This window comes from Pseudomonas sp. Emmai (genome assembly GCF_055179735.1).
The window spans coordinates 388,760-399,279 of the sequence record NZ_CM143685.1; the positions used below are offsets into that span (position 1 = coordinate 388,760).

The 10,520-nt window shown below is 60.3% G+C and carries 8 protein-coding genes; 2 read left to right on the forward strand and 6 right to left on the reverse strand.

Annotated elements, in window-relative coordinates; translation table 11 throughout:
* Positions 1-11: 11 nt before the first annotated feature.
* The 5 genes from ACY4LX_RS01785 to ACY4LX_RS01805 form a co-directional block, all read right to left on the reverse strand.
* The gene (locus tag ACY4LX_RS01785; RefSeq protein WP_463259006.1) at positions 12-479 is read right to left on the reverse strand and encodes an SRPBCC family protein; all 468 of its coding nucleotides are present in this window, start codon (positions 477-479) and stop codon (positions 12-14) included.
* 22 nt (positions 480-501) lie between these two features.
* Positions 502-3,912, reverse strand: a complete 3,411-nt coding sequence (locus tag ACY4LX_RS01790) for an amino acid adenylation domain-containing protein (protein ID WP_463259007.1) — start codon at positions 3,910-3,912, stop codon at positions 502-504.
* Positions 3,913-3,925: 13 nt separating this feature from the next.
* Complete coding sequence (locus ACY4LX_RS01795) at positions 3,926-4,855, reverse strand: diiron oxygenase (RefSeq protein WP_463259008.1); 930 nt, start codon at positions 4,853-4,855, stop codon at positions 3,926-3,928.
* Entirely contained in the window at positions 4,852-5,628 is a 777-nt protein-coding gene (locus ACY4LX_RS01800; RefSeq protein WP_149661512.1) for a DUF3050 domain-containing protein, read from the reverse strand. Before ACY4LX_RS01800 ends, ACY4LX_RS01795 begins: the two co-directional genes overlap by 4 nt.
* A 763-nt stretch (positions 5,629-6,391) precedes the next feature.
* Entirely contained in the window at positions 6,392-7,093 is a 702-nt protein-coding gene (locus ACY4LX_RS01805; protein ID WP_149661513.1) for a GntR family transcriptional regulator, read from the reverse strand.
* 266 nt (positions 7,094-7,359) lie between these two features.
* Between ACY4LX_RS01805 and lapG the strand changes: the two genes are divergently transcribed.
* Both lapG and lapD read left to right on the forward strand, forming a co-directional pair.
* On the forward strand, positions 7,360-8,052 hold the full coding sequence (lapG, locus tag ACY4LX_RS01810) for a cysteine protease LapG (RefSeq protein ID WP_463259009.1): 693 nt from the start codon (positions 7,360-7,362) through the stop codon (positions 8,050-8,052).
* Between the two features lie 14 nt (positions 8,053-8,066).
* A complete protein-coding gene (gene lapD, locus ACY4LX_RS01815; protein ID WP_149661515.1) occupies positions 8,067-10,013 on the forward strand; it encodes a cyclic di-GMP receptor LapD in 1,947 nt (648 codons plus the stop codon).
* 155 nt (positions 10,014-10,168) lie between these two features.
* Here the strand turns inward: lapD and ACY4LX_RS01820 are convergent, their stop codons facing one another.
* Positions 10,169-10,507 carry a hypothetical protein gene (locus ACY4LX_RS01820; protein ID WP_054050336.1) on the reverse strand — a complete coding sequence of 113 codons (339 nt, stop codon included), beginning with the start codon at positions 10,505-10,507 and terminating at the stop codon, positions 10,169-10,171.
* Between the last annotated feature and the right edge of the window lie 13 nt (positions 10,508-10,520).

Consider the following 10,520-nt stretch of genomic DNA (forward strand, 5'->3'; position numbering starts at 1 on the left):
TTTTTCATGCCTTACGCAAACAGCTTCAGCACATTGTTCATCGCGTCATCGGCAAACCCCTGCACGAAGTCCTGGAACCCCGGCAGCGCCTCGGCGCCACCCTGGGCCGGTTCGGCGATGATGGTCCAGGTCGCCCGGGACTTGCCTGCCCCCAGGGATTCCACGTTCATCGCCGCCCACAAGTTGGCTACGCCCAGCGTGTTGTAGATGGTCGTCCAGGTCATGCTCAGCGCCTGGTCGTCCCGGGAGTTCAATTGCTCGACCACCAGATTGCCGTCCTTGAAGACTTTCTTGCGCAGGGACGACACGCCTTCGCCGGTCATCTCGATGTGCGACAGCGCGGGGATGAATTTATCGAAGCCGGCAAAGTCGCCGACCACCGCCCAGACTTTTGAAGCGTCCGCCGGCACGTCCACCGAAGACGCCACGTGGCAGCCGTGTGGGTTTTGGATCAGGGTATCGGGTTGCAGGGTTTTCATGGTCTTGCTCCAGTGGGGTGGTTCAGATGAAGTTGATTTCTTTGAGGTAGTCGCAGCCGCGACGCAGCAGCGCCGGGGACTTTTGCGGGTAGTGCGCGCCCATCTGCCGGACACCGGCCTGAGCGTTGTCGTGGCCGATCATCGAGATGTCGCCGATGTCTTCTTCAAAGCCGTTGAGGTAGAACCCCAACACGCCGAACAGCGCGTTTTCGCTATCCACTCGGCCCAGTTGCTGCTGCCAGTCGGCGACGCTGACCATCGAGAACTCCCGACCGGCCTCGCGAAACGAATCCACGTAGGCATCCCAGCTCAGCGGTTCGGGGTTGTGCAGGTTGAACACCGCGTGTTCCGGCTGATAACGGCTGGCATGGAAGGCGATGAAGCGAGCGAGGAAGTCCACCGGCATCAGGTCGAAGTTCAGGGAGAACTCCGGCACCTGGCCGAGCTGGATCGAACCCTTGAGCATCAGCATCAAGCGATTCTTGTGCGGTTGGCAGACGCCGGTAAGGCTGTTGAAACTGATGTTGCCGGGGCGATACAGGTTGACCCGCACCCCCCGCTCGCGCGCCCGCTCCAGGATCCGCTCGCCCACCCATTTCGACAGGTTGTAGCCGTTCTTGATGTAGATCGGTGGCGTCTGTGCGGCGGGCAGTTCCAGCACCCGGCCATCGTCAGAAATCGTGCTGGAGGCCGAGAGCGTCGAGACGAAGTTGAAGATCTTCTTGCTGCGCCCTTCACACAAACGCAGGCACTCGAAAATCGGCTCGACGTTGTCCCGCGCCAGCGACTCGTAATCGAGCACGTGATTGACGTTGGCCGCGTTGTGCACCAGTGCGCCGAACTCTCGATCCAGGCGCTCGTAGACGTCCTGCGCAAGCCCCAGCAACGGACGCGTGATGTCCGCCGCGTAAACCCGCACCCGATGCAGGTCCAGATGCTTCAACCGGTTCTCGCGCAATGCTTGGGCGAAGCGCTCGGCCGCCGATTGCCCGCCGCCATCGCGCACCAGGCAGGCGACTTCAGTGGCGCCCCAGGCCAGCAACGCCTCGACGATGTGCACGCCGACAAAACTGTTGGCGCCGGTGACGATCACCTTATGCACATCGCCCATGCGGCTGACCGGCAACGGCTGGATATCCAGCTCGCGGAAGGCGTCGGCCATCGCTTGTTCGCTCAACACTTCTTCGGTGCCCGAGCCGCGCACCAACGTCGCCAACTTCGCAATCGTCGGCAACTCGATAAAGCGGTTGATCGAAATGCTGCGCCCGAACTCCTCACGCAAACGCAGCAACATGCGCGACAGCAGGATCGAGTGGCCGCCGAGATTGAAGAAACTTTCGTCGGTGGATATGTCGCTGGCCGGCAGCTCCAGCAACTCGGCCCAGATCTCCAGCAGCAACGCTTCATCGGCACTGGCCGGCAACCGACGCGCACTGTTCTCCAACACGGTCACCGGCAGCGCCAGCAGCGCCTTGCGATCAACCTTGCCGTTGCTGGCGAATGGCATGCTCGCCAGTTCGGTCCAGGCAACCGGTTGCATGTAGTCCGGCAGGAACTGCACGGCGTGGGCCTTCAACGCTTCGCGCGCGACGCCGGGCTGGTCCTCCTGGGGCTGGGCGAGGAACGCCAGGATCCGCCGCTGGCTGTCGATGACCACCGCCACCTGCCGGTACAGGTGACTGTCGCGCAGGCAGCGTTCGATCTCTTCCGGCTCGACCCGGAAGCCGCGGATCTTCACCTGATTGTCCCGCCGCCCACACAGCTCGATACCGTCGCCCGTCCACTTCGCCATGTCGCCGGTGCGGTAGGCGCGCAGGCTTTCACCGGTCGGCAGGCTCAGGTCCAGATAACGTTCGGCGGTCTGCTGCGGGTTGTTCAGGTAACCCAGGCACACGCCCGGGCCGACGATGTACAACTCACCGACGGTCTGTTCGGCGACGGGTTGAAAATCCTCATCGAGAATCAGCACCTGACTGTTGGCAATCGGGCCGCCGAGGGTGCGGTTGTTGTCGCCGGGCCGTAGTTGCCGCGCGGTGATCAGCACCGTGGCTTCGGTCGGGCCGTAGAGGTTGTAGAGGTTGCCCTGGCGGGTCAGTTGCTCGATGACGTAGGGTTCGCAGACGTCGCCGCCCGTCATGACATGATCCAGCACCTGCAACTGATCCAGCGGCAGAATGCTCAACAGCGCCGGCGGCAGGAAGGCGTGGCTCAGTTGCTGATGACGGATCAGTTCAACCAGTTGCAACGGATCACGGCGTTGATCATCGCTGGGCACGATCAGCTCGGCGCCCTGCAGCAGCGTCGGGAAAATATCGATCAGCGACGAGTCGAAACTCAGCGACGAGAACTGCAGCACTCGACTCTGTTCCGTCAGCTGTACGTAGTCGGCGTACCACGCGGTGAAGTGCGCGAGATTGGCCTGGCTGAGCAACACGCCTTTCGGGTGCCCGGTGGTGCCCGAGGTGTAAAGCGCCATGCAGGGCGCATCGAGGACGGGGCGTCGACGCATCAACGGTTGATCGAGATCCGCGTCAGCGATGTCGATACGGCTGATGTCCAGGCCCGGAACCTGACCCGCCAGGGGATGCTCGCCATCATGCAACAGCAACACCGCCCCGGCGTTTTCCAGGATGTATTGCTGACGTTGCAGCGGATGGCTCGGCTCCAGCGGCAGGTACACCGCACCGCTGCCCAGAATCGCCAGGATCCCCGCGTACAACGCGCTGCTTTTCGGCAGGCAGATACCCACCACCAACGACCCTTGATGTTGATCGAGCAACGGCTGCAAACGCTGCTGGATCGCACGGCTATGGGCATGCAATTGACGATAGCTGAGCGAGGTGCCGGCGATGTTCAGCGCGGGGCGTTCGGCGCAGTGGATAAAGCGCTGTTCAAGCCGCTCGATCATCGGGATCTGGCCCAGTTGCAGCAGCTCGGGATTCGCCGTGAGATTGAGTTGGTGGACGAAGGCCAAGTGCTCCAGAAACAGCAGGTTTTCCACGCGTTCGAAGTGCGCGGGCGCCGTCGTTTCGGCGAATTGAAAATACTCGGTATCCCGGGAAAAACGGCTGACCAGCAGTGCCACGTGGTCCACCAGATCCGCCACCGCACGCAAGCGCAACGCCTGTCCGTTACCGGAAGGTTCCTCGGCAATCGGTACGCGTGTGAACAGCGTCCTGCCGTAGGTGCACAGCAGGTCCAGAGTTGGCAGGCCCGAAGCCTCACCAACACCCAACTGCAACGTCAATCGCGGCACATCACCGAAGTCGGGAAAGGCCAGGCTGGCATCGTCGATCACCAAATCGACGCTGCCCAACCCTGGCTCGCCGACATCCGTCAGGCGTACCAGTGAATGTCCATGTTGTTCGAGCTCCAGCGCCAGGTCGGTCAAGGCCTGGCTCTGCCCTATAAGCACAATGTCGAGACGTCTCATGATGTTCTCCTCGTTAAACCAGGTAGTCGCTCAAGGCTTCTTGAACGCACGGCGAATCGAGCAGCGAACTGCTGCGGAAGAACCGCACGATGTTGGCGACCAGCGGGTGATGGCGATTGATCGGGAAGGCCAGCCCCGAGACTTCGCTCTTGAGTGCCCGGCGCGCGGTGTCACTGATCTGCAAGGACTCGATCAGGCGAAAGTCGAAGGACTTCTGAAGGTCGTTGGTCAGGTAATGGCCGATGAACACCGGCAGGATCCGGGCGATGCACTGGCGGTCGGCTTCGTTCGCGGTGTGCCAGTAGATGCGCACCAGACGCGCCCAAAAACTCGAGTGGCGACCCTCGTCCAGCAAGTGATCGGCCATCAGCCCCTTGATCGACTGCTTGACCGTGTCGTCCTTGGCGAACGCCGCCACGTCACCCGTCACGGTGTTTTCGGCGATGGCCACGCAGATCAGTTCCACGGCGCTGCGCAGGTGTTCCGGGGCCAGCGCCACCGCGGCCGGAATCGCCCGGCTCAGCTCGATTTCATCCGGCAATTCGATCGGCGTGATGCCGGTCATCGCCACGGTTTGCTGCATGAAATCCATCGCCACCAACGCGTGGTAATCCTCGTCTATCACCACAGTCATGGCGTCGTAGCGGCAGGCGAACGGGAAGGCCACGGTGAAGCGATTCTTGGCGATGCTGCGGGCAGTCTTGTCGACGATCTCGGTTTCGAAAATCACCACGTCGTTGATGAACTTGTAGAGCGTCTGCACCAGGGCGAAGTCCCGTTGGTCCGGGCATTCGCGCAGGAAGGTTTCGCTCAACACCAAGGGTTGGCGGCTCAACGGATAGATCAGCCTGGTGTCGTTCTCCAGCACGCGCCGAGGGCGGGTGCGGATGGTGGCGCGGCTTTCCCAGGCGTCGGCGAAGGATTGGTAGTCGGCAGCGTTCATGCGCTCACCTCACCGACGGATTCACTCATGCTGACGCGCAAGCCATCCCACAGGGCGATGCGGCTTTCCACGGCGGCGATGGCGCTGGCGTACACGTCTTCCTGGCGTTGCGGGTCGCCATCGATCAGCCGGGCGAGGAGTTTTTCCGCTGCGGGGCCGTGGTCTTCGGAGTCGACTTCGATGTGGCGTTCCAGGTAGTAACGGAAGGTCGGCGCCTGTTCGATGCCAATGCCCCAGTCGTCGAGAATCCGCTGGAACATCTGCGGGATCACACTCTCGCGACCATGCAAAAACGCGGCAGCCACACTATGGCCGGGGGCATGCAGCGCGGTGTGCAAGGTGTCGCGCACAAACTGTGCGGCGGCGGGGTCGACGTCCACGCTTTGCAGGGCCACGTCGTAGCTCACGCCTTCCTTCTGCAGCGCCACGAAACGTTCCACCGCCGCGGTACTTGCACCGACTTCGCGCATCGCATCCAGGTACAACTCGAAATGGCTGTAGTGACCATTGGCGGGACGATCATCGGACTCTTCGCCGAGCACAATCTCGTTGATCAGTCGCGCTGCCTGCGGATCTCGCGGCGGCAGCCAGGGCAGTTGAACGCAGGTCAGTTCCTGTTGCAGGCGCTTGGTCAGCGACATGAAATCCCAGACCGCAAAGACGTGGGTTTCCATAAAGCGCTGCAGGATGGAAAGCGAATGTATTTCGCCAAAAATCGGGTGGGCGCTAAGTTCTGCTTTCTTTTGATTGAGACGGTCTTTAGTCGGTTTCATGGGCGAGCCTATAAGTTAGTGGGAATACCAAAGTGGGACGTAATCAATAAGCGACAGTGGGTTAATGTTTTCTGTTGGCGAGCGCGGGCCTCAATCGAATTGATGTGTTTAAGTAATGAAACAGTCTTTGCGGGCCTTGTGGGATCTGGCTTGCGCCTGGATCCAATGTCGGCGGAGAAAAACTAATACATCAATAAAGTTCCCGGCAAGTTATTTTTATATTATTTGAAAGTTCAACTTTCGCGGGCGCGAAAAGTTCCGATAAAACTTCTGGCTCAAGTTTTATTTGGATGAAGTTGCTCCTTCCGGCTTATATAAGTCAGAATCGAATAAGAGAGTGAATGCCTCACTCAGAGCAACTTTAAAACTGCAATCGTTGGTGTGATCTGAGGGGATGGAAGTTGGCCGGGAGTACGCCGTTGACTTCCTTTCCCGTGGCAAGACTCCTTCCGTAGGTTCTTGGTGCGTTGACTGCGCCGTGGCTGCGGCGCGTCATCCGTCATTGTTGGGTTGGCAGGCCCAAGAGTGAGCGTAAATGGCGGCAGCCGCTATCGTTGGTGCGTCATTCGATGACTGCATTTATCGAGCTGGAAGGGGGCGTTGCAGGCGGGACTCAGGACTGGCAGGAACGGCATCGCACGGGCGATCAGAGATAAGTGAACAGGGGATTTGTAAGAAAGTTATTCGCCGAGTCACCCAGGACGGGTATCAGCCAGGCAAGGCGAGCGCAATGGCTCGCCCGCGCGCGGGGTGTCGTACTACTTCAAGGTTTTTTCTGGGCGACAGAGCTGGCGAGGTATTGGGTGATGACCTCGACACCGCGATTGAGGTGATGCTCCAGCAGTTTTACCGCGCGTTCGGTGTCCCGGTCTTCGACGGCTCGCAGCAGGTCCCGGTGATCTTCCTGGGACAGCTTGCCCAGGCCCATCGCTTCGAGGTTGAAGCGCAGGAAGCGCTCTTCTTCGTTCAACCCGTCTTCCACCAGGCGCAATAACCGGCGATTGGGTGCCTTGTTGTACAAGGTCATGTGAAACAGCCGATTGAGCCGACCGAGCTCGGTGTAGTTGTGCTCGGTTTCCAATTCGTCGATGTAGCGGGCAGCCAGTTCGAAATCGGCGGCTTCAAGCAAGGGAATCGAGCGGCGCAGTGCTTCGGATTCAAGCAGGATGCGCAGTTCATAGGTTTCAGCGGCGTCGCCCTGAACCAGCGCGGCGACCACGGCGCCTTTGTGGGCGACCACATTGAGCAACGCTTGCGCCTCGAGCTGGCGCAACGCTTCGCGCACCGGCATGCGGCTGACACCGAACAGGTCGGCCAGGTCTTGCTGGCGCAGGGCGGTACCGCACGGGATGCGCCCGTCGAGAATGGCCGAGCGCAGGGTTTCTTCAATAACCGAACGCGCCAGATGAGCGGGTATCGGCCCGTTGACCTTGATGCTGTTTAACGGATTGGGCTTCTGTGTCACTACTACGCACCCTGAATGACTGAAGTTGTTATTGGATCCAATGGACACTAGTGACTGTTATACACGTTGTCAAACCTTGTAAAAGAACGCTGCAACAATACCTCACGCCCGTCACTTTGTAGGATCTGTCTTGCGCGGCAATCTTTTTATGATCAGCCACATATCAAGTCTAGCGTGGCAACAGTGATTGCACCGTGCCATTGTCTTTTATCGAGCTAACCTTCACCATCAACCGATTCCCACCTGCCTACCCTGGATGCCTTGCATTGGCGGTACGTTTCGCGATCCCTCGGATGATGCGCTGGCTGTGCTGCGCGCTGCTGCTGGCCGGCGTCATGCTGGGCGGGTTGCATGCCGACTGGGATTTTTCCCTGATCAGCCGTCGCGCCCAGGCCATTTACGGGCCGTTGGGCGAGGGGCAGCAACGCATCGATGCCTGGCAGCGTTTGCTGGCGACCCAGAAGCAGGTCGGCGAGATGGAAAAGCTCAGCGTGGTGAACCAGTTCTTCAACAAACAGATGCGCTACGAAGAAGACATCGACCTGTGGCACGAAGTCGACTATTGGGAAACCCCGATCGAAGCCTTGTGGAAAGGCGCCGGCGACTGCGAAGACTACGCCATCGCCAAATACTTCAGCCTGCGCCATCTCGGGGTGTCCAGTGACAAACTGCGCATCACCTACGTCAAGGCGTTGCGCCTGAATCGGGCGCACATGGTATTGACCTACTATTCGACGCCCGAGGCGATGCCGCTGGTGCTCGACAGTCTGATCAACGAGATCAAACCCGCCAGCCAACGAACCGATTTGCTGCCGGTCTACTCTTTCAATGCTGAAGGCTTGTACTTGCCCGGTGCCAAGGGCAACAAGAAAGTCGGCGACACCAAGCGCCTGTCCCGTTGGCAGGATGTGTTGAAGAAAATGCAGGCCGAAGGATTTCCGGTCGAGACGACTAACTAGGAGCACGCGCTCAGATGTCTTTGTTCAAACAGCTGTTGATCGCTATCTGCCTGTTCCTTGTGGTCGCCTTCACTGGCAGCTTCATGGTCAGCCTGGAGAGCTCGCGCACCCAGTACGTCAACCAGTTGCGCTCCCACGCCCAGGACGCCGCCACGGCGCTCGCATTGTCCCTGACGCCCAATATTGATGACCCGGCGATGGTCGAGTTGCTGGTCAGTTCGATCTTCGACAGCGGCTACTACGCGAGCATCCGCGTGGTCGACCTCAAGACGGATCAAACCATCGTCGAGCGCAGCGGCATTCCGGCGGTGAACAACGTGCCGGACTGGTTCGTCAAAATGATCGGCCTGGAGCCGGCCGGTGGTGATGCACTGGTCAGCCGGGGTTGGGAACAAGCGGCGCGGGTCGAGGTGGTCAGCCACCCGATGTTCGCCCTGGCCAAGTTGTGGCAGAGCGCGCTCGGTAGTCTCGGCTGGTTGCTGATCTGCGGCGCGGTGAGTGCGGTGTTGGGCGCGCTGCTGTTGCGTCGGCAATTGAAACCGCTGGACTACATGGTCCAGCAATCCCACGCCATCGCCCGTCGCGAGTTCCTCAGCCTGCCGGAACTGCCGCGCACCCCGGAACTGCGCCGGGTAGTGCAGGCGATGAACCAGATGGTCGAGAAGCTCAAGGCGCTGTTCCAGGAGCAGGCCGAGCGCAGCGAAAAACTGCGGGTCGAGTCGTATCAGGACAACCTCACCGGCCTCGCCAACCGGCGCTATTTCGAAATGCAATTGAACGCCCGGGTGAGCAACCCGGAGCAGGCCAGTTCCGGTTATCTGTTGCTGTTGCGAGTCAAGGACCTGGCCGGTTTGAACCAGCGCCTGGGCGGTCAACGCACCGATGATTTATTGAAAGCGGTGGGCGAGCAATTATCCCGCGAGTGCGCCAAATACCCGGAAACCCAGAACCTCGTGACGCGGATTCGCGGCGGCGAATTTGCCGTGCTGGCGCCGGGCCTGGTGCGCGAAGAAGCGCTGCAACTGGCACAGAACCTCGACAGTGCATTGGCCAGTTTGCACGCGACCGGTGCCACCGATGTGGCGTCGGTGGCGTCCATCGGGTTGGCGCCGTTTGTTCATGGCGACTCGCCGCAAGCGGTGCTCGGCCTGGCGGATCAGGCGTTGGCGCAGGCCGAAGGCCAGGGCGAATCGAGCTGGGCGTGCCTGGACCACAGCGCCTCGGCCAGTGTCGGCGACGACCATCATGCCTGGCACAATTTGCTGGATGTGGCGCTGAATCAGCAGCGCTTCGAGTTGTACTTCCAACCGGTGGTGGCGGCACAAGACACCACACTGGTGCTGCATTACAAGGTGTTGTCGCGCTTGATTGATGATCAGGGTCAGACCATCCCCGCCGGACGCTTTCTGCCGTGGCTGGAGCGCTTTGGCTGGACCGCGCGGCTGGATCGGCTGATGCTGGAATTGGTGCTGGAGCAAATGGCAGGGCATGAAGAGTCCCTGGCGCTGAACCTGTCGTCGGCGACCCTGGCGGATCCGCAGGCGTTGAATCGAGTCTTCGAGATCTTGCGTCAGCACTCGAACCAGGGTGAGCGCCTGACCCTGGAAATCGGCGAAGAGCAATTGCCCGAACAAGCGGTGCTGGAACAACTGACCCGGCGTCTGCGCGAGCTGGGCTTCTCCCTGAGCCTGCAACGGTTTGGTGGGCGGTTCAGCATGATCGGCAACCTGGCACGGCTGGGGTTGGCGTATCTGAAGATCGATGGCAGCTACATCCGGGCGATTGACCAGGAAAGTGACAAGCGTCTGTTCATCGAGGCGATCCAGCGGGCGGCGCACAGCATTGATTTGCCGTTGATAGCCGAGCGGGTCGAGACAGAGGGGGAGCTGTCGGTGATTCGCGAGATGGGGTTGTATGGGGTTCAGGGGCAGTTGTTTGGTGAGCCCAAGCCCTGGAAGTAATCCAAAGATCGTTCCCGCGCTCTGCGTGGGAATGCTTCCAGGGACGCTCCGCGTTCCAGCCTCACTGTCGGCATTGCGCCTGACACCGTTGTGACGCAGAGCGTCACGGGCTGCATTCCCACGCAGAGCGTGGGAACGATCTAAAAAGACCGGGGTTAGATCAACCCCGTCTCATCATCATCAATCAAATGGCTCAACCCACCCAACGCTTCCCGGGCCTGGGTCCGGTCCATCAGCTTGGCCTGGGCGGCGGCCGGCAGGTCGGTGACGCGGATCACGCCTTTGCTGGTCAGCACCTGGATCAAGTCGTCGAGTACCCGGATCATTTCCAGGTCGCTCTGCTTGAGCTGCTTGAGGCTGGTTTCCATCACTTCGTTGGCGTACCAGGCCTGAATCTCGTGATTGTCGGCCGGCAGTGTTTCCGTGGCCTCGGCGTAGGCCGCGGCTTCCACGCGCACCAATTGGCCTTGCGCATCGCGTTGCACGTAAAACATTGAGCATCCCTCA

What these genes read in the sequence shown, in the direction of transcription:
- lapD (WP_149661515.1), top strand. Translation starts at nt 8,067, where the DNA reads ATGTCTTTGTTCAAACAGCTGTTGATCGCTATCTGCCTGTTCCTTGTG.
- ACY4LX_RS01790 (WP_463259007.1), bottom strand. Translation starts at nt 3,912, where the DNA reads ATGAGACGTCTCGACATTGTGCTTATAGGGCAGAGCCAGGCCTTGACC.
- ACY4LX_RS01820 (WP_054050336.1), bottom strand. Translation starts at nt 10,507, where the DNA reads ATGTTTTACGTGCAACGCGATGCGCAAGGCCAATTGGTGCGCGTGGAA.
- ACY4LX_RS01795 (WP_463259008.1), bottom strand. Translation starts at nt 4,855, where the DNA reads ATGAACGCTGCCGACTACCAATCCTTCGCCGACGCCTGGGAAAGCCGC.
- ACY4LX_RS01785 (WP_463259006.1), bottom strand. Translation starts at nt 479, where the DNA reads ATGAAAACCCTGCAACCCGATACCCTGATCCAAAACCCACACGGCTGC.
- ACY4LX_RS01800 (WP_149661512.1), bottom strand. Translation starts at nt 5,628, where the DNA reads ATGAAACCGACTAAAGACCGTCTCAATCAAAAGAAAGCAGAACTTAGC.